Source organism: Clostridium sp. UBA7791 (genome assembly GCF_002480755.1).
Classification (GTDB): domain Bacteria; phylum Bacillota; class Clostridia; order Clostridiales; family Clostridiaceae; genus Clostridium_J; species Clostridium_J sulfidigenes.
In genome coordinates this window covers 352,476-377,431 of the sequence record NZ_DLCT01000013.1, presented here as the reverse complement: position 1 = coordinate 377,431, position 24,956 = coordinate 352,476, and the positions used below count along the sequence as shown (strand labels likewise).

Below are 24,956 nucleotides of genomic sequence, written 5' to 3'. Positions count from 1 at the left end.
AAAATGGAGGAATAATAATGACAGCATCTAAAGAACAGTTATTAAAAAGATTATCTGATGGCGTATTAGAAATGGAAGAAGAAGAGGTAATAGAAGCCTGTGAGGAATATGTAGAGGCAAAGTATAAAGCCTTTGATGGTATTATGGAAGGACTTGTAGATGGTATGAACCGTGCAAGTCAATTATATGAAGAGGAAGAATATTTCGTAACAGATGTATTACTATGCTCAGATGCAATGTATGAAGGGCTATCAATATTAAGACCTCATCTTCCTATAGAAGAAGAAGGAAATAGCAAGCCAAAGGGAGTTATTGGAGTTGTAGAAGGAGATACCCATGACATAGGAAAGAATCTAGTAAAAATTATGATGGAAACTGCTGGTTTTGAAATGATTGATTTAGGAAGGGATGTTTCGCTTAAAAGTTTTGTAGACAAAGCTAAAGAAGTTAACGCTTCTTTTGTATGCATGTCAACCTTAATGACAACAACTATGTCAGGAATGGGAAAAGTTATTGAATTGTTAAAGGAAGCAGGAATTAGAGATGAAGTTAAAGTCCTTATAGGTGGAGGACCGATTTCTCAAAAATTTGCAGATACCATTGGTGCAGATGGGTACAGTTCCAATGCTGTGGAGGCAGTAAAATTAGCAAAAAAAATGCTTAATATAGCTTAGAAAGAAGGATGTAATATGATATCTCCAAGAGAACGATTAAATATGGTTTTCAACAGAGAACAGGTTGATAGAGTTCCATGTATTTGTCCTGGTGGCATGATGAACATGGTTACAACAGAAGTAATTGAAGACCTTGGAATAGATTTTTCAAAGGCTCATAGTAATGCGCAAACTATGGCTGATTTAGCTACTGCAGTATATGAAAAGGACTGTTTTGAAAATTATGGAGTTCCTTTTTGTATGACCATTGAGTCTGAAGAGTTTGGAGCAACTGTGAATATGGGGTCAAACATATATGAACCTCATGTTGTGGAGTATGCGATAGATTCAGTAAAGGAATGGACGAAACTCCACGAGATTAATTTTCAGGAGGGAAGAGCTAAAGTAGTTATTGATGCAATTAAATTATTAAAAGCAAAGGGGACCAATGTTCCTATAATAGGGAATTTAACAGGGCCAATAAGCACTGCTAGTTCTGTTATGGAACCTGTAGTATTTTATAAAGAGCTGAGAAAAAACAATGAAGAAGCTCACAAATATGTTGATTATGTTACCGATCAATTAATTTTATTTGCAAAGAAGCAAATAGAAGCAGGGGCAGATATAATTGCTATTTCTGACCCTAGTGGAACTGGTGAAATCTTAGGACCTAAGCTATTTGAAGAATTTGCTGTGAAATATATTAATAAGCTAGTGGATGCTATTCAAGAAGTACAGGGAAAAACTATCGTGCACATATGTGGCCAAATGAAAAATGTGTATAAAGAGGTAAAAAAAATAAAAAGTGATGTTCTAAGCTTTGACTCCATTGTTAGTATGAGTGAGGCACGAAAGAATTTAGGAGATAGATTACTTATGGGTAATGTGAGTACCTATACAATTGAATTTGGAGAGCCTAAGAAGGTTTCTGATTTGACTAAAAAATGTGTTAAAGATGGAGTGAACATAATTTCACCTGCCTGTGGACTTGGAATGAAATCTCCTCTTACAAATGTCAAAGCAATCCTTGAGACTTTAAAAAAGGAGATGCTATAGAAATGCCTAAGATTTTTATTAAACAGTTAGGTAAGGACTTTGAGTATGTTCCAAAGAAAAACTTACTACAGCTATTATTAGAAAATGATATTTTTGTAGATAATCCTTGTAATGGAAATGGTTCTTGTGGGAAATGTAAGGTCAGGGTGTTGGAAGGAAATCTTCCGCCACTTTCGCCAACGGAAAGAAAGCTATTGAAAGAAGATGAAATAAACGCAGACATAAGACTTTCCTGCTTGGTAGTACCAAAAGAAGATATTACAATTGAAATTCTGCAAAAGGAAAGAAAGCATAAAATACTTACTACTGGGTATGTACCTGAATTTGAGTTTAATCCTACAATTTCTAAAAAAATCTTTGAAATAAAAATGCCTACTTTAGAAAAACAAAGTCCTTTTGAAGATTCTTTATGTGAGGCACTTGGGTCTAAAAAGGTCAACTGGAAGTTGCTAAGGGACTATGAAAGCAGCTATGGAACTGTAACTGGAGTATTTAATGACAGCGAGTTAATTGCCCTTGAGGCAGGTGATACTACTGAGTTTCTTTATGGTGTTGCCATTGATATCGGAACTACAACGGTGGTTGCAGCATTAATTGATATGAACAATGGTGAGGAATTAGCTACAGCTTCAAGAATTAATCCCCAAAAGAAGTTTGGGCTAGATGTTTTAACTAGAATAACCTATGAATTAGAACATCCAGAGGGTTCAAAAGAAGAGTTACAGAAAACTATTGTAGAAGCTATTAATGAAATGGTTGAAGAGTTATGTAGTGAGGGAAAAGTAAAGAAAGAAAATATTTATGAAATTTCTATTGCTGCAAACTGTACTATGATGCATTTTCTTTTAGGTGTTGATGCAACATCAATTGGAAAATCTCCCTACGCTCCTATATTTACAAAGGCAAAAAACATATCAGCAAGTGACCTTGGGATAAAGGCTGCTAAGTGTGCAAGAGTATATTGCCTTCCTTCTGTATCCTCTTACATTGGAGCTGATATAGTGGCAGGTGCCTATGTTTGTGAATTACATAAAGCTGAGGAAAATATACTATTTATAGATATTGGAACTAATGGAGAGATAGTTTTATCTAAGGGTGGAAGATTACTTTCCTGTTCCTGTGCAGCAGGACCAGCATTAGAAGGAATGAATATAAGTTCAGGGATGAGAGCAGCAGAGGGCGCTGTTGAAGGTGTGGAAATCACTGAAAATGGAATAGACCTTAAGGTTATAGGAGAGGAAGACCCTATAGGGATATGTGGAAGTGGGATACTAGCAGTAGTGAAAGAGCTTCTTAGAACAGGAATTGTAAAAAACAATGGAGCATTTATAAAAAAAGAACAACTAGAGGAATCTGATTATCGATATAAGATGATACAATTAAATGGGAATAAAAGAGAATTTATTTTAAAAGGTACTCCAGAACAGCTACTAATAACTCAAGGGGATGTTCGTCAGGTACAATTAGCAAAAGGAGCTCTGCTTTCAGGATTTTATGCCTTGTTAAAACAGGCTAAGATTGATATGGGTGAATTAGATAAGGTGATGATAGCTGGACAATTTGGCGCTCACCTTCCAGCAGATAGCCTTGTAGGAACAGGAATTTTGCCAGAAGAGGTAAAGAATAAACTAGTATATGTAGGGAATTCTTCTAAAACTGGAGCATACATGGCACTTATGTCTGTTAAAGTTAAGAAAGAAATAGAGGAATTAGCAGGTGAAATGGAATACATGGAACTTGGTGCCTCAGAGGGATATGAAAAATTATTTTCACAATGTCTTTTATTTGGAGATAAATAATAGATTCTATAAAACATATAAATAAAAGGCATATGGCATAGAACATAGGTCATAAAATAAAAATATATGAATTACCTTTGAAAAAGCATAGGTAATTCATATATTTTTTTATTATCATTTAAGTAGAGAACCCAAATCTATGATTTGGTGTGAATCACTTACTCAGCGAACGCAGTGAGTCGAGTTTCAATTATTAAGTTGTTAGCTCTCTATTTGCTGTGAAATAAATTGCTTAATTTTAGATAAGCCTCCATGCTTAAATTTTAAGGTATAGTAATCCTTTGAAATATTAATAAGTTCAATATCAATTATATCTAAATTTAACAATGCTTCCTCTATTTTTTCTAAAGTTCCATCTTGGGAATTTTCAATAACTGCTTGCTTTGTTTTTAATCTTATCCATTCCATAAGCAGAGTATTATAGTTGTTTTTTATAAAATCCATATCCAAGCCTCCTTAAAGTAAAATTATAAAATATAAGAATGATCTATATTACTCCTTATATTTTATAAAACTGTGTTTTATACCTTTGGGAATAAATTTAATTGTATTTGGGTATAAATATAATTAAATATAATCATTTATATTTTAACATAATAATATGAAATATAATATAACTAATTAAAGTATAGTTTAATCTAACTTGATTAATTATAACTATATATATATAATAATATATAAGTGATAATAATTGAATAAGTCAAGGGTAAGTAGAAAGCTTAACTTGTGAATTAACATATTTAGATTTTAAATTAAAAGCAAATAGAAAGATCCTAAACATAAATGGGGGTAAATTTTAATGAATGATAATATGAGTGATAATGAGATTATGACTGTTAGTGAGGTGGCAGAATATTTCAAAATAAGTGAAGTTACTACATATAAACTAGTACAAGAAGGGAAAATTCCAGCCTTTAAAATTGGTAGGCATTGGAGAGTAAAAAGAAGTGATTTAACTGAGTTTATTGAAAAGTTAAAACGAGGAGAAAGAATATAAACTTAGTTTATAATAGGAGGATATGTTTTGAAAAGTAAGATTAAAAATAAAATTAGGGTTATATCTCTAGGGGGACTAGGGGAAATTGGTAAAAATATAACAGTTATAGAATATAAGGATGAAATTATTGTAATAGATTGTGGAATTTCATTTCCAGAGCCAGATATGTATGGGGTTGATCTAGTTATTCCAGATATAACTTATTTGCTAGAAAATAAGGATAAAGTAAAAGGTTTTTTCTTGACTCATGGACATGAGGATCATATAGGTGCATTACCTTATGTGTTAAAACAACTTAATGTTCCAGTGTATGGGACCCGTCTAACTTTAGGATTGGTGGAAAGTAAATTAGAAGAGCATAATATACTAAAAGATTGTGACCTTAATGTTGTAAAAGCTGGAAATACTATTAAATTAGAAAATATAAGTGTAGAATTTATAAGAAATAGTCATAGCATTGCAGATTCCTGTGCTATTGCAGTGCATACACCTATTGGTAGAGTTATTCACACTGGAGACTTTAAAGTAGATTATACTCCAATTGATGGAGAGGTTATGGATTTACAAAGACTTTCAACTTTGGGCAAGCAAGGGGTATTATTGCTACTTGCTGATAGTACTAATGTGGAACGTCAAGGGTATACCATATCAGAAAAGGTAATTGGAGAATCCCTTAATAGGATTTTTGGTAAAGCAACAGGAAGAGTAATAGTGGCAACCTTCGCATCAAATATTCATAGGCTACAACAGATTGTAAATGCATCTATTTTCTATGAAAGGAAAATAGCCTTTAGTGGAAGAAGTATGGAAAAAATATCTCAAGTAGCAATGAATCTTGGGTATTTAAACATTCCTGAAGAGAGTATTGTTGGTATAAATGACATTGGTAAGTACGATAGTGAAAACATTACAATAATCACAACTGGTAGCCAAGGTGAGCCGATGTCAGCGCTTACAAGAATTGCTGCAGGAATACACCGAAGTGTACAAGTAGAAAAAGGTGATTTGGTTATTATATCTGCATCTCCAATACCAGGAAATGAAAAGTGTATATCCAATGTAATAAATGATTTATTTAAAAGGGGTGCTGAAGTTATATATAATTCCTTAGAAGAAATCCATGTTTCAGGGCATGCTTGTCAAGAGGAATTAAAGCTAATACACTCTTTAGTTAAACCAAAATACTTTATGCCGGTTCATGGAGAGTATCGTCATTTAATGCAGCATGGATTACTTGCTGAGAAGCTAGGTATGGATAAGTCTAATATATTTGTATCCCAAGTTGGTGATGTATTGGAAGTGCACAGCAAAGCTGCTACCATATCAGGTAAAGTAAAAACAGGAGCAATAATGGTAGATGGACTAGGTGTAGGAGACGTTGGAAGTAGTGTATTACATGATAGAAAATTATTAGCACAAGATGGAATTCTAACTGTAGTAATTACAATTAAAAAAGATTCTTATACTATAGTAGCAGGACCAGACATAATAACTAGAGGTTTTGTTTATGTTAGGGAATCAGAAAACATCATTAATGATGCAAGGGGCATTGTATTAAAAGAAGTTGAAAAGAAATTAGCAGCTAAAGATATGAGTAGAAGAAATATAAAATTTGCAGTTAAAAATTCTCTATCACAATTCATATATATGAAGATTAAAAGACGACCAATAATTATGCCAATAATTATGGAAGTTTAAGATTTAAAACAATAATAAATAGAATTTTTTATTAAAAAACTTTAAGAAGATAACGTAATAGAAATTAAATAAGCTTTGAATCTAGTGAATAAGATTCAAAGCTTATTTTAGTTTTGTATATTAAGTGATTTATTTTCACTAATTGTAAGTTGTCTTATTTAATTTAACTTCAAAAATAATAATTGCAAACATATTGACAGTTATCTATGTGTAGTCATATAATGGATATAGACGATTATCTATATAGCTTTTAAAATGAGTTAAGTAAAAAATTCACTTTGTAATATTGGAATTAATTAAAGTTAAAAAATATAATTTAAGGAGATGGGAATGTGTTTGTATTTGAATGGTTAAATAATCAACTATTGAAAATGGAATGGCTTAGTAATTTAGTTACACTTATAGTAAAAAATTTATTTGGCCTAGATGTTAGTAGCAGAATTGGAGGAAGTATTCACTTCTTTATATATGATGTTATGAAGATATTCATACTACTTTCAGTATTAATATTCTTAATTTCATATATACAAAGTTTCTTTCCTCCAGAGAGAACTAAGAAAATTTTAGGAAGATTTAATGGTATTTGGGCCAATATATTGGGTGCCTTACTTGGAACTGTTACACCCTTTTGTTCCTGCTCATCCATTCCTTTGTTTATAGGATTTACTAGTGCGGGTCTACCAATTGGGGTTACATTTTCATTCTTAATATCTTCACCTCTTGTAGATTTAGCTTCTGTTATTTTGCTTGCAAGCATATTTAACTGGAAGATTGCAATTGCTTATGTTGTTGTAGGTCTTATTCTTGCAGTTATTGGAGGCTCAATTATTAGCAAGTTGAAACTTGAAAAATATGTAGAGTCCTTCGTTTTTAACAATAAGATGATTGAAGTAGAGCAAGAAGATTTGACTAAAAAAGATAGGATGATTTTTGCTAAAAATCAGGTTTTGGACATTATAAAAAAAGTATGGCTATATATTTTAATCGGTGTAGGAATAGGAGCTGCAATTCATAACTGGATTCCAGAGAATGTAATTACTGCTGTTCTTGGTCAGGATAAATGGTATTCTGTTCTGATAGCAACTTTTGTAGGAGTTCCTATGTATGCTGATATTTTTGGAACTCTACCAATTGCAGAAGCATTGGTACTTAAAGGAGTAGGAATTGGTACAGCCTTATCATTTATGATGGGTGTAACTGCACTTTCCCTTCCATCTATGATTATGCTAAAGAAAGTAGTGAAACCAAAACTATTAGGTATATTCGTAGGAATTGTTACTATAGGAATCATTATCATAGGTTATGTCTTTAATGCCTTTGGGTATCTTCTACTATAAGAATATATATTTATATATTTAATTTTAATAGAATTTGTTTTATTTAGATTTTTTAAAATAATATTTAAGGAGTGATATGTATGATAATTAAGATTCTAGGATCAGGATGCAAAAAATGCATTACATTAAAAGAAAATACTGAAATAGCATTAAAAGAAACAGGGAAGGAAGCTGAGATAATTAAAGTTATGGATTTTAAGGATATTATGGCTTATGGAGTAATGACAACTCCAGCACTAGTTATTAATGAAAAAGTTGTTTCCTTTGGAAAGGTATTAAAACCAAAAGAAATTATAAAGATTCTTGAAAGTTCTAAATAAAAATTCCTTATGTCTTCATTGGAAAAAATTTGTAGTTTATCTTAGGGAATAGTCTTTAAATAATAAATTAATATATTGGAGTATATATAATACTAATAAAAGCTTCTCAGCAAGTTTTTAGGGACCTATGGGTTGTCTTCCTATTACCATTCTTCGTAATACGTGTGATATGATAGTTAGATAACCTATAGGTCTTAGTTTGTTTGTTTATATTGGTTCATTTCTAATATAAATAAAGTTCTAAAAAACTTAATTGTAAAAAAGAATTGTTAATTCAAGAAAATTGTAAGAACCATAAGATAAGACAATATATTTGAGTATAGCAGAGTATTTTATTATATTAATGATTTTATAATTAATGGATATTATGACATAATGTACATCAGAGTAATAATGGAATAAATTGAAAAATATATGGATAATTCTCTTTAGCTTTTAAATTTTTTTAATATTAGTGTAAGATAATCAAATCAAAAGCGTCTTATAAGTGAGGAGGTGATAGAGTGACGGAGTTTGAGGATATATATAATAATTATTTTAAAGATATTTTTTTGTATATATATAGTTTATCTGGAGATAGGCATATAGCAGAGGATATCACAGCTGAAACATTTATGAAGGCAATAAAATCTATTGAAAAATTTAAGGGTAACTGTGATATACGAGTGTGGTTATGTCAAATTGCAAAAAATTGCTACTTTTCTTTTCTGCGCAAGAAGAAAAAAACTATACATTTAGATGAACTTTCTGAACAAAAAGATAATTTTAATTTTGAACAAATAATATCTTCAACAGAAGAATCTATGGAAATTCACGAAATTCTTCATAATCTTGACGAACCATATAAAGAAGTATTTTCACTGCGAGTTTTTGGAGAATTGAGCTTCAAACAGATTGCTTGTTTGTTTGGAAAAAGTGATAATTGGGCTTGCGTTACGTATCACCGGGCTAGAAATAAGATCAAAGAGCGAATGGAGGATTATAAATGAAAGTACCTTGTAATGTGATTAGAGATCTTTTGCCTTTATATCTAGAAAATATTGCCAGTAATGATACTTGCATTATTGTGGAACAGCATATTAGTTTTTGTGAGGATTGTAGAAAGCAACTTGATGAGATGAAATTATATAATAATCCACCTATAGATACAGATGTAGCCCCACTGAGAAATCTAAAGGCTACTTTGCGTAAGAAAAAACTCCAAACAATTATTTTTTCTGTTATGTTGACCATAGTTATTGCTTCAATTACAATTGCTTTTTTTACTGCGCCAAAGTATATTCCTTATAGTGAAGGCACAGTATCCTTAATAGAAAAGGATAATGGGTCGGTACTTGCTTTATTCAGTGATAAAGTATCAGGATATGATATAAGTAGTTATCCTAATGATGACAACACAGGTTATGTTTACAATATAACTGCATGGGATAGTATTTGGAACAGAAGTATTGCTAAAAATCCTGCAAATAATACTGTTTTGAATCCAAATGGTGAAGTGGTAGATTCCGTCTACTATTATATGACTAATGGAAGTGAAGATAGATTAATATATGGTAATGACCAAAATCCTGGTGGAGGTGTTTTCACATTGCCAAGACTTGTTTTGGCATATTATTTAGTTATTGACTTAGCATTGGTAATGCTTTGTGGAATAATTATGTTTGTATTCCGAGGATATGAAAAAGTAAAAAATGTGACAATAAAAATTCTATTTTTGCCTATATCATATTTTTTAGGTCATCTTTGTATTAAAGGATTTACAACGTCATCATATTCTGCAGCAAGGGATTTTTTTGCAATCTTGCTAGTGATGATTCCACTGTACATTGGATTCCTATCTGCTATCAGTTTAATGAGAGAATATAGAAATGGTAAAAGGGACTAATATTTAAGTAGGTTTTTAAAAATTTAATTTACTGGTAACAGAAACGCACGATATACCCTCTATTATAAAATTTCGAGAACCTAATTAGTATTGGGAAATTAAATATTATGTGGTATAATAAGAAATAGTAGGAATGAATTGTGAAAAAATAAATAATTAAAATTTCAAATAAAGAATTTTAAATTAGGGGGAATAAAAAAATGGTAAGATATCGTTGTTCAGTATGTGGCTATATTCATGAAGGGGAGTTGCCAGAAGGTTTTAGATGTCCTAAATGTAAACAACCAGCCTCAGTATTTGTTAAAATTGAAGAAGAAAAAGAGATTAAAAATATTTACGCAGGAACAAAGACAGAAAAGAATTTGATGGAAGCTTTCTCAGGTGAAAGCCAGGCGAGAAACAAATATACATACTTCGCCAATATTGCACAAAGAGAAGGATACGATCAGTTAGCTGAAATTTTTCTAATGACAGCTAGAAATGAACAAGAGCATGCTCGTATATGGTATGAAGAGTTGGGTAATTTAGGAAACACTGCTGAAAATCTTTTACATGCAGCTGAAGGTGAAAACTATGAGTGGACAGACATGTATGATGGTTTTGCAAAGGATGCAGAAGCGGAAGGATTTAAGGAGTTAGCTGAAAGATTCCGTAGAGTGGCTGCTATTGAAAAATCTCATGAAGAGCGTTATCGTAAATTACTAAAAAATATTGAAATGCAACAGGTATTTGAAAAAGGTGAAGAAACTATGTGGGAATGTCGTGTTTGTGGACATCTTATAATGGGAAAAAAGGCTCCTGAAGTTTGTCCTGTATGTAAATATTCTCAAAGTTATTTCGAAGTTAGAAAAGAAAATTATTAATTTTAAGCCGTCACTTATTGTGGCGGTTTTTTTATTTTGCATATTAATATTGATGGATAGTTCTTTATATAATTCAAAGTAATAGTTTATAAATATGTAAACATTATAATTTTTATTGACAATGGATAATATTTTTGTTATTGTTTAAAAGTATGAAATTTGTGTGAACTTATATTAGGAGGATATTATGCAAGAAACAAAGGTTAAAGTAGTAGTAGCTGATCCGTCGGCAATAGGTTTATTTGGACTAGCAATGGTAACATTAGTAGCATCATCTCAAAAGTTAGGATTAACAGAGGGAGTATCTTTAGTATTACCATGGGCAATATTTTTAGGAGCAACAGCACAATTGTTGGCTTGTTTAAATGATTTTAAGCATAACAACACTTTTGGAGCAACTGCTTTTGGTGCTTATGCATTCTTTTGGTATGGTGTTGGTTTTACTTGGTTAATTCAAAATGGAGTATTTGGACCAGCCCTAGCAGCTAAAGCTGACATAAATCAATTAGGAGTTGCTTATTTAGGGTATTTAATTTTTACAATATTTATGACTATAGGTGCAATGGAAACTCATAAGGTGTTATTTACAATATTCCTATTGATAGATTTCCTATTCTTAGGATTAACGCTAACAACTTTTGGAATAATGGAGCATGGAACACATATGCTAGCTGCTTATTCTGAGTTAGCAATAGCTTTAGTATCTTTCTATGGTTCAGCAGCAGCAGTATTAAATACTCACTTTGGAAGAGTATTTTTACCTGTTGGAAAACCTTTTGGAATATTTAAGAAGTAATATTTAGGTGATGAATTTTTTCATCACCTTTTGTATATCCATGATACACAAAAGGTGATTCTAATTTTTATAGTGGTTATAAAGGTTTAAAGCCTCCAAGAATAGTTTATAAGCTATCCTTGGAGGCTTTTATATTTATATAAGAATTACACTAGTATTTAATTTCTATTTAGAAATATTTATTTTTTTACCTTCTTTACGCCACTTACTAAATTCAGCTGTTGCTGTGAAAAGTGCATCTGTGGATGAGTTAAGTGCAGTTTCAGCAGAATCTTGAATAACACCTACGATAAAACCTACACCAACTACCTGCATAGCAATGTCACTTGGGACTCCAAATAAGCTACATGCTAGAGGAACAAGTAATAGTGAACCTCCGGCTACTCCAGAAGCTCCACAAGCACTTACCGCAGAAAGTACACTAAGAATTATTGCTGTACCAATATCTACTTGGATACCAAGAGTATGAACAGCTGCAAGAGTTAAAACAGAAATAGTAATAGCTGCACCAGCCATGTTAATTGTGGCACCTAAAGGAATTGATACTGAATAAGTATCTTTATCTAAACCAAGTTCTTCACATAAACTCATATTTACAGGAATATTAGCAGCAGAACTACGTGTAAAGAATGCTGTGATTCCACTTTCTTTTAAGCATTTAAATACAAGGGGGTATGGATTTTGACGAATAGCTACGTACACCATTATTGGATTTACAACAAGAGCTACAAAAATCATACTTCCAAGTAGAAGTAAAAGTAATTTTCCATAGCTAAGAAGTGAAGCTATTCCACTTGTAACGATAGTATCAACTACAAGTCCCATGATTCCTAAGGGTGCAAAATTTATTACCCATACAACCATTTGAGATAATGCATCAGAAACATTGGAAATTATTAATTTTGTAGAACTTGCAGCATTTTTTAAGGCAAAACCAAGAATTACTGCCCAAGCTAATATACCAATGTAGTTAGCATTGAAAAGAGCCTTTACTGGATTATCAACTAGGTTTAATAGTAATGCTTTAAGAACTTCTACTACACCGCCAGGAGGAGTAATATTTTCTACCCCAGCTACAAGGGTTAGACTTACCGGGAACATAAAGCTTGCAATAACAGCTACAAGTCCGGCTAAGAATGTTCCTAAAAGATAAAGAATAATAACGGTTTTCATATTGGTTTCATGACCACTTTTGTGTTGGGAAATAGCACTGGTTACCAAAAATAAGACTAGGATAGGTGCAATGGCTTTTAAAGCACCTACAAATAAAGATCCAAAAATTGATAATGGTTTTGCTACATTAGGAATGGTTACGGCTAATATAATACCTATGATTAAACCTATGATTATACGTTTTACTAAACTTAATCCATTCCATTTCTTCATTAGATTCTTCATAATATTTTCCTCCTATAACGTTAAATAAAAAAAATAAGTTTCTGTGGCTTTAAATTTGTTACTAGGAAATTCTTTGGTAAAAATAAGTTTATCATGAATCTTCACTAATGTGAAGTGGAAAAGCATAATGAATTTTCAATTAATTAATGGTCACCTTTACATAAATAACCTATATAATAAACAATTAGAAAATAAAATCAGTTTTTAAATTATCTATTAAGGCTTATATTAACTAGGTTTATAAGTCATATAAATTAAATTTAAAATATTAATAAAATCAATTCAATTGCAAGAAAAAAAATTTTTCAAGCATTATGGAAAGATGCCACTATATATCTCTATACTATTTTGGGATAACAGTTCTAAAATTATTCATTGAAAATAAAAATTTAATTGAGAATACAGATTTTACTGATGTTAGAGTTATTGGATTTTTACTAGAATATGTGTATTATTTAAATAGTAAATATAAAAGTGAAGTTATTGTAAAAAATTAGTGGTAAGAGAAAATTTCTAGGGTGTTCAAAGTGTTATAGAATAGGATTATTTTGCATGAGTATTTGGAGGTGGAAGTATGGGAGATGTTATATATAGAAAATTAGAATTAGAGGAATGTGAGTATATAAACAAAATGAATCCATCTCAATATATAGGAAAAGCATGGAGAGATGTGGGTGGCAAACGTAAATTAGTAGAAATAAATTACCAAGATTGTGATTGGCCAAACGGCTATGAATATCATCTAAGAAATTTGAAGAAAACCATTTTAAGTGGGGGAAGTGCCATTGCTGCTTTTGATGATAATAATAAATTACTGGGGTTTTCAACAGTTAATCGTGAATTTTTTGGTGAAAAATTTAATTATGTTTTATTAGATCAGCTTTTCATAACCTTAGAGTGTAGAAATAAAGGAATAGGTAAAAATTTATTCGTACTTTCTGCCAATGTTGCAAGAGAGTGGAAAGCAGATAAAATTTATATTTGTGCAGGTTCTGCTGAAGAAACAATTGCATTTTATTTTTCAATAGGCTGTAAAGAAGCAGAGGAAATAAATAAAGAACTATATGAAAATGACCCAAGGGATTACCAATTAGAGTTTTCATTATAAAAATCACACATATATTATTTATTTTAGCAATATAAAAATAAGGATGCTATGTAAAAATTATAAGCATCCTTGTTTTATGTAACTTAGTTTAGGATTTATTTTTTTGCATAAATATAGGAATACTTTCTGCGAAAAATCTCATAAAAGTGTCTTTAAATTCTTGATCTTCCTGTTTTAAAACCCCTAGAGAATATTGCATTGCAACACCATCTAGAGCTGCTATTAAAATAGCAGCAAGACTTTTCTTACAGTTTTTATTTTCAATACCAAATGCGTAGAAGTACATATCTGCTACCTTGTTTATTATTTCATTATAATCTTGTTTAAGGCTTTCACTAAGAGAGCCACCCTTGGATAATACGTAGCCTATTAATAAAACCAAAAGGCGTTGCTCATTAACCTTAGACATACGTTCTCTAACTTTATTACTAATTTCATTTAACATATTTTCAGTGCTTTTAAGATTACTACTTTCATCTTTTTCAGAAAGTTTTTGAGCAAAGTACATAGCTTCCTTTACTGCGTGGTAGAATAGCTCGTCCTTATTCTTAAAATGATGATATATTGCACCAGTAGTAAGCCCAGCAGCTGAGGCTATTTGACGCATACTTGTTTCTTCAAAGCCGTTTTCTATAAATACACTAATTGCAGCATCTAAAATATGTTGCTTTTTTTCATTAGGTTCATTAGCGTTCATTTTATTCACCCCATTTAAAAATAGTATATCATATTTTTACAACATCATGGTTCACATATCATAGGACTATTATATCAAGGACATAATAGTCTGTATTTTCATAACATATTTATTATTTCGAATGTTAATTCATTGACAAAGGTAGGTGTGTATTATATTATAAACATAACAACTGTTATGTTATATTGTGGAACGGTTGGTAATAATATATTGTAACCTACTTCAATAAAGTAACCTAAATTAAATATGAAATGGGGGAGAGTTTACATGGAGGCATTTAAAGTTTTAGAAATTAAGCAAAGTGTTTTTGACAACAATGATCGTCAGGCTGAGCTACTTAGAGAAGAATTGAAAAAAGATGGGGTCTTTTTATTAAATCTTATGTCATCACCTGGTTCAGGGAAAACAACAACTGTTTTAAGAACAATTGAAGCTCTTCAAAATGAAATGAACATTGGTATTTTAGAAGCTGATATTGATTCAGACGTGGATGCACACAAGGTTTCAAAGACTGGAGTTAAAGTAATTCAACTGCATACAGGAGGAATGTGTCATCTTGATGCTGATATGACTAGACAAGGTTTAAAAGGTCTTGGAACAGATAATATTGATTTTGCAATATTGGAGAATGTTGGAAACTTAGTGTGTCCTGCGGAATTTGACACTGGTGCATCAAAAAATGCTATGATTCTAAGCATACCAGAAGGAGATGACAAGCCTTTAAAATATCCTTTAATGTTTTCAATAGTTGATGTTTTATTAGTCAACAAAATAGATGCATCGGACTATTTTGAATTTGATATGGAGGCAGTAAAAGAGAGGGTAAAAAAACTGAATCCTAATATTAAAGTTATTCCAATTTCAGCTAAAACTGGAGAAGGAATTGGAGAATGGGCTGACTGGATACGTGGACAAATAGATAATTGGAAAAATAAATAACTTTAAATAATTCATAACATTAAAAATATTATAAACTTACTTTAAAATATTTTGACTATATATAATAATCAGCTTCTTTCGGTTACTTTTGTTTTAATAACTTAATAAAACCTAAAAGTGCTGATTATTTTAATATAGTTAATAATAATAATAATGAGTCTTGCCATCTTTGCAATTCATTGTAAACGCTGGTGTTTATAGTTTTGTTTATGATGACATATAATTATTTTGGGGAGGGATAATATATGGTCAAGGAAAAGGTACTTGATCTTGCAAATCACATCAGTAATAAGAAACGTGGCTCGAAAAATGAAATCAAAGCTACAGATCCAGAGTATATGATTCTTGAACCTGTTGTTTCAGAAGAAATGGCTGAGGTGGTACTTTGTATGGAAATACGTAAAAAGGTTACTGCTAAAGATGTTGCTCCTTTATGTGGCAAATCTGTAGAGAGAACAACAGAACTTTTGTTAGAATTAGCGGATGCAGGGGTTTGTTTTGTAAATGAAATTGATGGAGTAGATACATTTTGGTATGAGACCTGGGTTCCAGGTATCATGGAAATGATGGTTAACAATAAGGAGAATGTTAAAAAGTATCCTCAGATTCCTAGGGCTTTTGAAGCCTATGGAAGAGTAAGAGGACCTAAGACAGCAGGAAGTTTTCCTGTAGGAGTAGGTCTTATGCGTGTTATACCTATAGAACATGCCATTGAAGGTGAAACTAGAAGAGCATCCTATGAGGAAGTTTCTAAGTATCTTAATGATAATGATATTTTTTCAGTTGCTGATTGTTCATGCCGTACAGCAAGAGAAGCTATGGGAGAAGGCTGCGGTCATCTTAAGGAAGACATGTGCATTCAGATGGGTCACGCAGCAGAATACTATATACGTACGAAGAGGGGCAAACAGATTACTCGTGAAGAAGCCTTTGAAATTATTAAGAGAGCAGAAGAAAACGGCTTAATGCATCAAATACCTAACTTAGATGGTTCTGGTAAAACTCATGCTATTTGTAATTGCTGTGGATGTTCTTGTCTTGCTTTAAGAACTGCTAGTATGTTTATTAACGCTGACATGGTACGTTCAAACTATGTTTCTAAAGTGGACAAAGAGAAATGTGTTGCTTGTGGAGAGTGCGTTCAAAATTGTCCTGTTAATGCACTACAATTGGGGCAAAAGTTATGTTCAAAAACACCAGTAACTACTGAGATAAAGAGAATTGATACTCCACGAGATACTGAGTGGGGTCCAGATAAATGGAATCCTGATTATAGAACCAATAGAAAAGATGTAGTTGATACAGGTACAAGTCCTTGTAAAACCAATTGTCCAGCTCATATTGCAGTTCAAGGTTATGTTAAACTTGCATCTCAAGGAAGATATAGGGAAGCTCTTGAACTTATCAAACAAGAAAATCCGTTTCCTGCAGTATGTGGACGTATTTGCCCAAGAAAGTGTGAAACAGATTGTACTAGGGGAGATATTGACGATCCAGTTGCTATTGATGAAATCAAAAAATTTATTGCTGAACAAGATTTAAATACTGATCATAGATATGTGCCTAAACGTAAGCACGAGTACGGTAAAAAAATTGCTGTTGTGGGAGCAGGGCCTTCAGGTCTTAGCTGTGCATACTACTTAGCCATTGATGGGTATAAAGTAACTGTGTTTGAAAAAGAAAATGTTCTTGGTGGAATGTTAACTTTAGGAATACCTTCATTCAGGCTTGAAAAGAATGTAATAAATGCTGAAATTGACATACTGAAAGAATTAGGCGTTGAATTCAAGACAGGGGTTGAGGTTGGAAGAGATATAAGTCTTAATGAATTAAGGGATCAAGGTTTTAAAGCCTTCTATATTGCAATCGGTGCATGTATGGGAAGGAAACTTAGTATTGAAGGTGAAAATGTAGAAAATGTTATAACCGGTATAGATTTTATGAGAGATGTTAACTTGGGTAAGGAGTTAAAACTTGAAGGCAATGTAATCGTAATCGGTGGTGGTAACGTTGCCATAGATGTTGCGAGAACAGCTACTAGAATTGGGAATACACAAATTAAAATGTACTGTTTGGAAAGTCGTGAACAAATGCCTGCACTTCCAGAGGAAATTGAGGAAGCATTATCAGAGAATATTGAAATTAATAATTCTTGGGGACCAAAGAGAGTAATTGTTGAAAATGGTCGTGCTACAGGAGTAGAATTCAAGAAATGTATTTCTGTATTTGATAAGAGTGGAAGATTTAATCCATCTTATGATGAAAATAACACTATCATAGTTAAGGCTGATACTGTACTGCTTTCAATAGGTCAAGGAATGAATTGGGGAGAACTTTTATCAGGTAGTAAAATTGAACTAAATAGAAATAATACTATTAAAGCAGATCCATTTACATTACAGACAGGTGAGCCTGATGTTTTTGCTGGTGGTGATGCATTAACAGGACCTAAGTTTGCAATAGATGCAATTGCTTTAGGTAAAGAAGGTGCAATTTCAATTCATCGTTATGTTCAGCCAGGACAAAGTTTGATTATTGGTCGAGATAGAAAAGAATATCATGCATTAGATAAGGAAAATATAGAACTTCAAGGATATGATAGTACTCCTAGACAGAGTGTAGGTCATGTAGATGGAAGCAAGTCAAGGAAAACCTTTAAAGACTTGCGTGAAACATTTACTGAAGACCAGATAAAAAGGGAAACAGAACGTTGTCTTAGCTGTGGTGCAACGGTTGTAGATGAATTCCTGTGTGTAGGATGTGGACAATGTACCACTAAATGTAAGTTTGATGCTATTTCCCTTGTAAGAAAATATGATGGTGAGGGTGTAGCCTATGAGGATTTAAAACCTGTAGTTATAAAGCAAATTCTTAAACGTAAAGTGAAAATTACAACTAAAAAAGTAAAGAAACTTTTTAAATAACTTAGTTAACTATAAAAGATTTTATAAAGTAATTTTAAATTTAGATAGGGGTAGAGGGTGAATAAAATGTTTGAATTTAATTATGTTGAAGGAGCAACAATGTTTTCTGCATGGGGAATGTGGTTTGTAGTTTTTGCAGGTTTGTTTTTATTCAATGAATTTTCTAGAAGACAGAAGTGGGCAGGATTTTTTAGTTTTGTTATTTTGCCAATTATTTTAACAGTTGTTTGGATGACTGTTTTAAAGGATGTTACCTATACTGACTGGTTCCATCTAGCTAAAGTTTATTCTGCAACAGCAGGATGTATTGGATTTTGGTGTATTCGTCATATCGAGAAAAAGGATAAAATTACTGGTGAGGTTGTTTGGAGACTAGCTGATAATAAAATTGCACTATGCTTTCCACCGTTGATTCTAGCTATTAACATTATAGAAGCAGTGGCAAGAGATATTGAGGTTGGATCCACTTATTGGATGATGAATTCAGGAGCTATTGAAGGAGAAGTAGTAGGTGTAATGGGTGGTCCATGGAATTATATGAATGCAGCGGCTGGTATACTAAATATCATTGCTATAACTGGTTGGTTTGGAATAGTAATTAGAAAACAAACTAAAAAGGACAAAAGTAAGGATATGCTATGGCCTGATATGCTTTGGTTCTGGATTATTGCATATGATTTATGGAATTTTGTATATACTTATAATTGCATACCTACTCATTCTTGGTATGCAGGCTTAGCATTACTCATTGCACCAACTCTATGTGCATTTACTGTTGGAAAAGGTGCTTGGCTACAGCATAGAGCTCAGACCTTAGCTATATGGTGCATGTTTGCTCAAACTTTTCCAAATTTCCAGGATACAGGAATGTTTGTAGTTAAATCAACTTACAATACTACTATTTATACAATTTTAGGAGCTATAGCTCTTGCAAGTAATATAGCTGTATTTCTTTATATGATATATAAAATAAAGAAAACTAAGAGAAATCCATACAAGGGAGAACTTTATACTGACCTTGATGAGTTTAAAGAAATTAAAATGATGATGTAAAGCGATATATTATGATTATAGAAGGCAAAAAATAGGCCTATAGGCCTATTTTTGCTATCTAGAACTATTAAGATAATACAATATACAATAATTAAGTTCTAATACGTATCTATTAATTGAAAATAATAGATTATACACTTATTGGTTATTGTTGTTTACAAATTTAGATACTATAAAAATTATTATTGCTGATATAATAGCTATGCCAGCAAATAAAAATCCTATTGGTATAAGAAAGAATGGTTCAGATAGAGTTCCATCTGGCAAGACTTCGGAACCTACTACATTAAATATCGTAAAACACGCTATACTAGCTACTACTAAAAGAATACTAAATAAATATTTTTTCATTTTTAATTTTCCTCCTATAAATTTTTGTACTTCAGATTAATTTTTGTTTGCAATTAAGTACTTTATAAATTCTGTACCTTTTAATATCATTTTATACTTGGAAAATAGAATTGTCAATAAATATTTATTGATTTACAATAAATATTTATTATTAATACAACCTAATTGGTGTCGAAAGGGTTGCGTTTCGATTTACAACTGAGGTTCCGATTTACAACTGCGGAGATAAAATAGATGGTTTTAAATGCTTGACTTTGGGGAGCATTTTATTTTGTAAAGGAGTGAATATTATGCACATGGCTGATGCTTTGATTTCACCAGTGGTGGGAGGAACTATGTTGGCTGCTACTACTGGAATTACAGCTTATTCAATTAAAAAAATACAGAATGATATGGATGAAAAGAAAATTCCCTTAATGGGGGTAATGGGAGCCTTTGTTTTTGCTGCACAAATGATTAATTTTTCAATCCCTGGTACTGGTTCTAGTGGACACATTGGAGGAGGAATACTACTTGCAATATTATTAGGGCCCTATGCGGGATTCTTAACTATGGCTTCTGTTTTGTTAATTCAAGCACTGTTCTTTGGAGATGGCGGGTTACTTGCCTATGGTTGTAATGTATTTAACCTTGGATTTTATACTTGTTTTATAGCATACCCTTTAATTTATAAATGGTTTACACGTAAAGGGATTACTACTAAGAAGATCTTTGGTGCCTCAATGGCATCTACTATAGTTGGTCTTCAAATAGGAGCTTTTAGCGTTGTACTTCAGACTCTTATGTCTAGAAAGACTGAATTGCCTTTTGGAACCTTTTTATTGTTAATGCAACCAATACATCTAGCAATCGGAGTAGCTGAAGGGTTTGTTACATCAGCAATTGTTACTTTTGTATGGAAGGCTAGACCAGAAATTCTAGAAAAGGCAGCTAGAGGAGAAGCTCTTGGTAATATATCTATGAAAAAGATACTTACTAGCCTGGTAATTGGAGTAGTTTTAGTTGGCGGAACGCTTTCTTGGTTTGCCTCTTCAAATCCTGATGGATTGGAATGGGCTATGGAAAAAACTTCAGGAACAGCAGAATTTGAAACACCAGATGGAATTCATAATACATTATCAGAAATACAAAGTAAGATAGCGTTTTTGCCTGATTACAGTTTTAAGGCAAAGGAAGACGAAAGTGAAAAAGAAGCAGCTGTAGAAGTTGAAGAGCAATGGCCTGCAGTTAGTGCTGGAACAAGTGTTTCAGGTATCGTTGGTGGAATATTGACACTTGCACTGGCAGCATTCACAGGATTTGTTATCAGCTTAGTTAAAAAAAGAAAAGAAAAGTTTAATAATAAAAATAAGCTAGGTGGTAATGAAACCACCAGTAAAATTCTACAATAAGGATTTGATTTTACATGGCAAAAGTAATAAATTCTCTTTATAATATGAGACTTCTAGGTGATTTAGCAGGGAAAGAAACCACAATACATGGGCTTCATCCCATTACAAAGTTATTAACTACAATTGTTTACCTAACTGTAGTTGTATCATTTGGAAGATATGAAATTAGTAGTCTTTTGTCTTTTATTTTCTATCCTGTGGTTATTTTTGTGTTAGCAGAGCTGCCAGTTGTTCCAATCCTTAAAAGACTATTACTTGTAGAGCCTTTTATTATTGGAATTGGCATATTAAACCCCTTATTTAATCATCATACAATGGCTCTAGGAGGTATTGTTATTTCAAGAGGATGGGTAATATTTTTATCTATTTTTATAAAATGTGGTTTAACGGTAACTGTTAGTATTTTATTAATTGCAACTACAGGAATGGATAAATTGGCTGTAGCATTGCGTATGCTGAAAGTTCCTAAAATCTTTGTATTACAGTTATTATTAACATATAGATATATATCTGTGCTGATAGAAGAGGTTTCTAGAATGATGAGAGCATATTTACTTAGGGCGCCTGGACAAAAGGGCATACATAGAAATGTTTGGGGTTCTTTTGCAGGACAGTTGATACTTAGGACATTTGATAGGGCACAACGGGTGTATCAATCTATGAATATGAGAGGATTTACAGGTGAGTATAATACAGGAAATATTGAAAAATTAAGCTTTAGTGATTTTGCATATTTAGCAGGTTGGAGTATATTTTTCATTTTAGCAAGAATTTATAATATACCTATGCTTATAGGTTCATTAATTACGGGGGTGATTAAATAGATGAGTTGTCATAAACTTGAGGTAAGGAACTTATATTTTTCCTATCCTGATGGACATGTAGCAGTAAAAGATATATCATTCACAATCCATCACGGTGAATCTGTGGGAATTATTGGTGCCAATGGTGCAGGAAAGTCCACACTATTAATGCTTTTGATGGGAGTTCTATTTCCAAGTAACGGAGAGGTGGTCATAGGAGATGTGTATGTATCAAAAAAAACATTACCCTTGATTCGTCAGAGGTTAGGAATGGTTTTTCAAGATCCTGATGATCAGTTGTTTATGACAACTGTATATGATGATGTGGCTTTTGGACCACGAAATTATAATTTTGATGAAAAAGAAGTTGAAATCAAAGTTACAAAGGCTTTAGAGTTAGTAGGAATATCTCACTTGAAAGATAGAGCACCCTTTAAATTATCAGGTGGAGAAAAGCGAGCTGCTGCAATTGCATCGGTTCTATCAATGGAACCAGATGTATTAGTTATGGATGAGCCAACAGCAGCTTTAGATCCTAAATCAAGACGAAGATTAATCAATTTATTAAAAGGCTTTCAGCACACAAAAATAATAACTAGTCATGATTTAGATATGGTATTTGATACTTGTAAAAGAATTATTGTGATAAAAGAGGGTGAAATTGCTGCAGACGGAAACACAGTGGATATTTTAAGTAACGCGGATTTACTAAATGATTGTGGATTAGAAATACCTCTTTCACTTCAAAATTGTCCAATCTGTGGAGCTTCAAAAAATGATTTCTATAACATATAAACCACCCAATAATTATGGCTTTTGATTTGGTATAATATAGGGGGATAAAATGCGAATTGTAGTTATAGATGGACAAGGTGTGGAATATGGAAGGAAAAGAGTAATTATTTTCACATTTATAGATACCTAGCATAATATATTATTGAATTATTATTTCTGGAGGAAATTTTAGTGTATATTAAGCCTAGAGTAGAGAATCAAATGATGTATAATACTCAGTTACAAGAGGCTCTTGAGAGAGTGAAAGAGGCAGTTCAAGGTGAAAGAGAAGATGAACTTTTTTATGATTTTCTCATAAGTATGGCACCTACTGTGGAAGAAAAAGACATTATAACGTCTATACGAGATGATGAACGTAGACATAATAGAGAGTTTAGAAAAATTTATAAGGACTTTACCGGTATGGAGATTCCAACGGTAGAAGACGAGTCTTTTGAAAGACCAGAGTCATATATAGATGGTATTAAAAAAGCTTTATTCGGAGAGCTAAGAGCGGTAGAAAGATATAGAGATATTAGAAAAGCTTTAGGTATGGGCCCACAAAGAGATGTTTTATTTGATATAATTACAGATGAATTGAAACACTCTTCAAAATATAATTATCTTTTTACTTTGAACAGAAGTATGGAAAGTCCATCTATGAATAGACGTTCAATGCAGGATACTTCTAAATTTACGCCAGATGACTGGGTAAGGTATATAACTCCATTAGTAACTCGTGCTTTAGCAGAAGCGAGAGAAGGGATTAATCCTGAACATTTATATCAAGAATTTATCCTATCAGGTGTCCTTGTCGGTTTGGGAAAAACTCCTCAGGAAGCTATTGAACAGGTGGAAGAGTGGGAAAGGACAGGTGCATCTAAACTGCTTGCAGAGAGTAAAATGGCAAGGGGTTACTATTATTACTAGAGTATGAAACTAAAAAGTAAAATGCGATATCTTAGTATTTAAGTTATCGCATTTTTGTTTTTAATTGAAAAGAATATCGATTAAATATTAGTATCATAAGTTATAGAGGTTATTATAGCTATGTATATTAATATCATCAATAAATGAAGTGGATCTAATACTTTTACAAAAGCTTGAAAAAAATCATTTATTGAGGAAGGTTTTTCTACATAGATGCAGAATAGTAAATAGAGACAAAGATTTACTATAGGAGGTAAATAAAATGGCAGAAACACAAGGTATATTAACATGGACACTAGTATCTGAATGCCCAATTCCAAATGATGTTAATGATTTATTGGTTGAAGGAGAAGTAGCAATTGCTGCTTATAAAACATTCCGAGATAGTGCAATTTTTACTAATAAAAGATTAATTGTAAGAGATGCACAAGGGCTTACTGGCAAGAAAGTAGAGGTGTATTCTTTACCATATTCTTCTATTAACATGTGGTCTACTGAAAATGCAGGGAAGCTTTTTGATCTTAGTGCAGAAGTTGAATTATGGACTAGAGCAGGTCAAATCAAAGTAAATCTACAAAAGGGAGTAGATATCCGTAAATTGGATAAATTAATAGCTAATGCACTTTTAAAATGATAATCATAGACATATGTAAAGTGAATAAGTTTTAAATTTTATTTAGTGATTTATTCCACATCATAGGTTGCAGTAATATAATTCTGATATTTAATAAACAGCCGTTATTTAAGTTTTTAAGTAGCGGCTTTAACTTTTATAAACATTACCTTGAAATTTATTATCTACAAACTGGCTTATTATCCTTTGTTGCATTTCGATGGTATTTAATGTAAAATATTATTAGGGGGTGATTAAGATGGAAGAAGACATGAAGTTGAAATCAACACCAATACAAAGGAATGAATATGATGTTGCCATTGAATTGACTAATTTATATTTTTCATATCGAACAGATTCACCAGAAGTTGAAGAAATTCAACAGGTATATGCTAGATTTTATGCTGTAGTTTGTGGAATGGATGTTAAATTCAGAAATGGTATACCAGTAAACAAGATTGAAGAATTATTACCAGAAGCATTAAAAGAAAAATAAGTTCATTGGAGAACTCTCATTATGAGGGTTCTTTTTTTCTATTTTTTAATAGAGTAGCATTTTAATGAAAAAATA

At 32.0% G+C, this 24,956-nt stretch carries 26 protein-coding genes; 22 read left to right on the top strand and 4 right to left on the bottom strand.

What is annotated here, in order from left to right:
* Positions 1 to 17 precede the first annotated feature (17 nt).
* The 3 genes from B3Z56_RS17205 to B3Z56_RS17195 are packed head-to-tail and all read left to right on the top strand — an operon-like array spanning position 18 to position 3,508.
* Positions 18 to 674 (top strand): corrinoid protein, encoded by a 657-nt coding sequence (locus B3Z56_RS17205; protein WP_346846393.1) that lies wholly within the window; start codon positions 18 to 20, stop codon positions 672 to 674.
* Positions 675 to 689: 15 nt separating this feature from the next.
* A complete protein-coding gene (locus tag B3Z56_RS17200; protein WP_346877041.1) occupies positions 690 to 1,709 on the top strand; it encodes a methylcobamide:CoM methyltransferase MtbA in 1,020 nt (339 codons plus the stop codon).
* A 2-nt stretch (positions 1,710 to 1,711) separates the two neighbouring features.
* Positions 1,712 to 3,508: an ASKHA domain-containing protein gene (locus B3Z56_RS17195; RefSeq protein WP_346846395.1), complete on the top strand. Its 1,797-nt coding sequence runs from the start codon at positions 1,712 to 1,714 to the stop codon at positions 3,506 to 3,508.
* 201 nt (positions 3,509 to 3,709) lie between these two features.
* On the opposite strand, the gene B3Z56_RS17190 is transcribed toward B3Z56_RS17195, so the two are convergent.
* Positions 3,710 to 3,952 carry a hypothetical protein gene (locus B3Z56_RS17190; protein ID WP_346846396.1) on the bottom strand — a complete coding sequence of 81 codons (243 nt, stop codon included), beginning with the start codon at positions 3,950 to 3,952 and terminating at the stop codon, positions 3,710 to 3,712.
* Positions 3,953 to 4,307: 355 nt separating this feature from the next.
* Here B3Z56_RS17190 and B3Z56_RS17185 point away from each other — a divergent pair, with 355 nt between their 5' ends.
* The 8 genes from B3Z56_RS17185 to B3Z56_RS17150 all read left to right on the top strand — a co-directional run bounded on the left by B3Z56_RS17185 (position 4,308) and on the right by B3Z56_RS17150 (position 11,404).
* On the top strand, positions 4,308 to 4,505 hold the full coding sequence (locus B3Z56_RS17185) for a helix-turn-helix domain-containing protein (protein ID WP_198028608.1): 198 nt from the start codon (positions 4,308 to 4,310) through the stop codon (positions 4,503 to 4,505).
* 27 nt (positions 4,506 to 4,532) lie between these two features.
* On the top strand, positions 4,533 to 6,203 hold the full coding sequence (locus B3Z56_RS17180) for a ribonuclease J (protein WP_346846397.1): 1,671 nt from the start codon (positions 4,533 to 4,535) through the stop codon (positions 6,201 to 6,203).
* A gap of 332 nt (positions 6,204 to 6,535) precedes the next feature.
* Complete coding sequence (locus B3Z56_RS17175; RefSeq protein WP_346846398.1) at positions 6,536 to 7,540, top strand: permease; 1,005 nt, start codon at positions 6,536 to 6,538, stop codon at positions 7,538 to 7,540.
* An 80-nt stretch (positions 7,541 to 7,620) separates the two neighbouring features.
* Positions 7,621 to 7,860 (top strand): thioredoxin family protein, encoded by a 240-nt coding sequence (locus B3Z56_RS17170; protein WP_035135794.1) that lies wholly within the window; start codon positions 7,621 to 7,623, stop codon positions 7,858 to 7,860.
* A 503-nt stretch (positions 7,861 to 8,363) separates the two neighbouring features.
* Complete coding sequence (locus tag B3Z56_RS17165; RefSeq protein ID WP_346877037.1) at positions 8,364 to 8,849, top strand: RNA polymerase sigma factor; 486 nt, start codon at positions 8,364 to 8,366, stop codon at positions 8,847 to 8,849.
* Positions 8,846 to 9,745: a zf-HC2 domain-containing protein gene (locus B3Z56_RS17160; protein ID WP_346846400.1), complete on the top strand. Its 900-nt coding sequence runs from the start codon at positions 8,846 to 8,848 to the stop codon at positions 9,743 to 9,745. The genes B3Z56_RS17165 and B3Z56_RS17160 overlap by 4 nt, the downstream gene beginning before the upstream one ends.
* 200 nt (positions 9,746 to 9,945) lie before the next feature.
* On the top strand, positions 9,946 to 10,608 hold the full coding sequence (gene rbr / locus B3Z56_RS17155) for a rubrerythrin (protein ID WP_346846401.1): 663 nt from the start codon (positions 9,946 to 9,948) through the stop codon (positions 10,606 to 10,608).
* Positions 10,609 to 10,795: 187 nt separating this feature from the next.
* Positions 10,796 to 11,404, top strand: coding sequence for an acetate uptake transporter (locus tag B3Z56_RS17150; protein ID WP_035130633.1), 609 nt, complete (start codon positions 10,796 to 10,798; stop codon positions 11,402 to 11,404).
* Between the two features lie 165 nt (positions 11,405 to 11,569).
* Here the strand turns inward: B3Z56_RS17150 and sstT are convergent, their stop codons facing one another.
* Positions 11,570 to 12,802 carry a serine/threonine transporter SstT gene (sstT, locus tag B3Z56_RS17145; RefSeq protein ID WP_346846402.1) on the bottom strand — a complete coding sequence of 411 codons (1,233 nt, stop codon included), beginning with the start codon at positions 12,800 to 12,802 and terminating at the stop codon, positions 11,570 to 11,572.
* A gap of 314 nt (positions 12,803 to 13,116) precedes the next feature.
* On the opposite strand from sstT, the gene B3Z56_RS17140 reads away from it, so the two are divergent.
* Positions 13,117 to 13,299 (top strand): hypothetical protein, encoded by a 183-nt coding sequence (locus B3Z56_RS17140; RefSeq protein WP_346846403.1) that lies wholly within the window; start codon positions 13,117 to 13,119, stop codon positions 13,297 to 13,299.
* 77 nt (positions 13,300 to 13,376) lie between these two features.
* A complete protein-coding gene (locus tag B3Z56_RS17135; protein WP_346846404.1) occupies positions 13,377 to 13,910 on the top strand; it encodes a GNAT family N-acetyltransferase in 534 nt (177 codons plus the stop codon).
* Between the two features lie 88 nt (positions 13,911 to 13,998).
* On the opposite strand, the gene B3Z56_RS17130 is transcribed toward B3Z56_RS17135, so the two are convergent.
* Positions 13,999 to 14,607 carry a TetR/AcrR family transcriptional regulator gene (locus B3Z56_RS17130; protein ID WP_346846405.1) on the bottom strand — a complete coding sequence of 203 codons (609 nt, stop codon included), beginning with the start codon at positions 14,605 to 14,607 and terminating at the stop codon, positions 13,999 to 14,001.
* 267 nt (positions 14,608 to 14,874) lie between these two features.
* On the opposite strand from B3Z56_RS17130, the gene hypB reads away from it, so the two are divergent.
* From hypB to B3Z56_RS17115, 3 genes are all read left to right on the top strand, one after another.
* Entirely contained in the window at positions 14,875 to 15,546 is a 672-nt protein-coding gene (hypB, locus tag B3Z56_RS17125) for a hydrogenase nickel incorporation protein HypB (protein WP_346846406.1), read from the top strand.
* A gap of 245 nt (positions 15,547 to 15,791) precedes the next feature.
* The gene (locus B3Z56_RS17120) at positions 15,792 to 18,470 is read left to right on the top strand and encodes an FAD-dependent oxidoreductase (RefSeq protein ID WP_346879248.1); all 2,679 of its coding nucleotides are present in this window, start codon (positions 15,792 to 15,794) and stop codon (positions 18,468 to 18,470) included.
* Between the two features lie 66 nt (positions 18,471 to 18,536).
* Positions 18,537 to 19,523, top strand: a complete 987-nt coding sequence (locus B3Z56_RS17115; protein ID WP_346879359.1) for a DUF5692 family protein — start codon at positions 18,537 to 18,539, stop codon at positions 19,521 to 19,523.
* A 138-nt stretch (positions 19,524 to 19,661) separates the two neighbouring features.
* Here B3Z56_RS17115 and B3Z56_RS17110 read toward each other — a convergent pair whose 3' ends face one another.
* Positions 19,662 to 19,874 (bottom strand): DUF3955 domain-containing protein, encoded by a 213-nt coding sequence (locus tag B3Z56_RS17110; RefSeq protein WP_346846409.1) that lies wholly within the window; start codon positions 19,872 to 19,874, stop codon positions 19,662 to 19,664.
* Positions 19,875 to 20,164: 290 nt separating this feature from the next.
* On the opposite strand from B3Z56_RS17110, the gene B3Z56_RS17105 reads away from it, so the two are divergent.
* From B3Z56_RS17105 to B3Z56_RS17080, 6 genes are all read left to right on the top strand, one after another.
* Positions 20,165 to 21,265, top strand: a complete 1,101-nt coding sequence (locus tag B3Z56_RS17105; protein ID WP_346846410.1) for an energy-coupling factor ABC transporter permease — start codon at positions 20,165 to 20,167, stop codon at positions 21,263 to 21,265.
* Positions 21,266 to 21,279: 14 nt separating this feature from the next.
* Positions 21,280 to 22,089 (top strand): cobalt ECF transporter T component CbiQ, encoded by an 810-nt coding sequence (gene cbiQ, locus B3Z56_RS17100; protein WP_346846411.1) that lies wholly within the window; start codon positions 21,280 to 21,282, stop codon positions 22,087 to 22,089.
* A complete protein-coding gene (locus B3Z56_RS17095; protein WP_346846412.1) occupies positions 22,090 to 22,863 on the top strand; it encodes an ABC transporter ATP-binding protein in 774 nt (257 codons plus the stop codon). It abuts the gene before it with no gap.
* Positions 22,864 to 23,034: 171 nt separating this feature from the next.
* On the top strand, positions 23,035 to 23,772 hold the full coding sequence (locus tag B3Z56_RS17090) for a ferritin-like domain-containing protein (protein WP_346846413.1): 738 nt from the start codon (positions 23,035 to 23,037) through the stop codon (positions 23,770 to 23,772).
* A 262-nt stretch (positions 23,773 to 24,034) separates the two neighbouring features.
* A complete protein-coding gene (locus B3Z56_RS17085) occupies positions 24,035 to 24,406 on the top strand; it encodes a PH domain-containing protein (RefSeq protein ID WP_035130653.1) in 372 nt (123 codons plus the stop codon).
* A 238-nt stretch (positions 24,407 to 24,644) separates the two neighbouring features.
* Complete coding sequence (locus B3Z56_RS17080; RefSeq protein WP_346846414.1) at positions 24,645 to 24,881, top strand: hypothetical protein; 237 nt, start codon at positions 24,645 to 24,647, stop codon at positions 24,879 to 24,881.
* Positions 24,882 to 24,956: the final 75 nt, after the last annotated feature.

Coding starts and splice junctions, on each gene's coding strand:
- B3Z56_RS17205 (WP_346846393.1), top strand. CDS start 18: ATGACAGCATCTAAAGAACAGTTATTAAAAAGATTATCTGATGGCGTA.
- B3Z56_RS17200 (WP_346877041.1), top strand. CDS start 690: ATGATATCTCCAAGAGAACGATTAAATATGGTTTTCAACAGAGAACAG.
- B3Z56_RS17195 (WP_346846395.1), top strand. CDS start 1,712: ATGCCTAAGATTTTTATTAAACAGTTAGGTAAGGACTTTGAGTATGTT.
- B3Z56_RS17190 (WP_346846396.1), bottom strand. CDS start 3,952: ATGGATTTTATAAAAAACAACTATAATACTCTGCTTATGGAATGGATA.
- B3Z56_RS17185 (WP_198028608.1), top strand. CDS start 4,308: ATGAATGATAATATGAGTGATAATGAGATTATGACTGTTAGTGAGGTG.
- B3Z56_RS17170 (WP_035135794.1), top strand. CDS start 7,621: ATGATAATTAAGATTCTAGGATCAGGATGCAAAAAATGCATTACATTA.
- B3Z56_RS17160 (WP_346846400.1), top strand. CDS start 8,846: ATGAAAGTACCTTGTAATGTGATTAGAGATCTTTTGCCTTTATATCTA.
- rbr (WP_346846401.1), top strand. CDS start 9,946: ATGGTAAGATATCGTTGTTCAGTATGTGGCTATATTCATGAAGGGGAG.
- B3Z56_RS17150 (WP_035130633.1), top strand. CDS start 10,796: ATGCAAGAAACAAAGGTTAAAGTAGTAGTAGCTGATCCGTCGGCAATA.
- sstT (WP_346846402.1), bottom strand. CDS start 12,802: ATGAAGAATCTAATGAAGAAATGGAATGGATTAAGTTTAGTAAAACGT.
- B3Z56_RS17140 (WP_346846403.1), top strand. CDS start 13,117: ATGGAAAGATGCCACTATATATCTCTATACTATTTTGGGATAACAGTT.
- B3Z56_RS17135 (WP_346846404.1), top strand. CDS start 13,377: ATGGGAGATGTTATATATAGAAAATTAGAATTAGAGGAATGTGAGTAT.
- B3Z56_RS17130 (WP_346846405.1), bottom strand. CDS start 14,607: ATGAACGCTAATGAACCTAATGAAAAAAAGCAACATATTTTAGATGCT.
- hypB (WP_346846406.1), top strand. CDS start 14,875: ATGGAGGCATTTAAAGTTTTAGAAATTAAGCAAAGTGTTTTTGACAAC.
- B3Z56_RS17120 (WP_346879248.1), top strand. CDS start 15,792: ATGGTCAAGGAAAAGGTACTTGATCTTGCAAATCACATCAGTAATAAG.
- B3Z56_RS17115 (WP_346879359.1), top strand. CDS start 18,537: ATGTTTGAATTTAATTATGTTGAAGGAGCAACAATGTTTTCTGCATGG.
- B3Z56_RS17110 (WP_346846409.1), bottom strand. CDS start 19,874: ATGAAAAAATATTTATTTAGTATTCTTTTAGTAGTAGCTAGTATAGCG.
- B3Z56_RS17105 (WP_346846410.1), top strand. CDS start 20,165: ATGCACATGGCTGATGCTTTGATTTCACCAGTGGTGGGAGGAACTATG.
- cbiQ (WP_346846411.1), top strand. CDS start 21,280: ATGGCAAAAGTAATAAATTCTCTTTATAATATGAGACTTCTAGGTGAT.
- B3Z56_RS17095 (WP_346846412.1), top strand. CDS start 22,090: ATGAGTTGTCATAAACTTGAGGTAAGGAACTTATATTTTTCCTATCCT.
- B3Z56_RS17085 (WP_035130653.1), top strand. CDS start 24,035: ATGGCAGAAACACAAGGTATATTAACATGGACACTAGTATCTGAATGC.
- B3Z56_RS17080 (WP_346846414.1), top strand. CDS start 24,645: ATGGAAGAAGACATGAAGTTGAAATCAACACCAATACAAAGGAATGAA.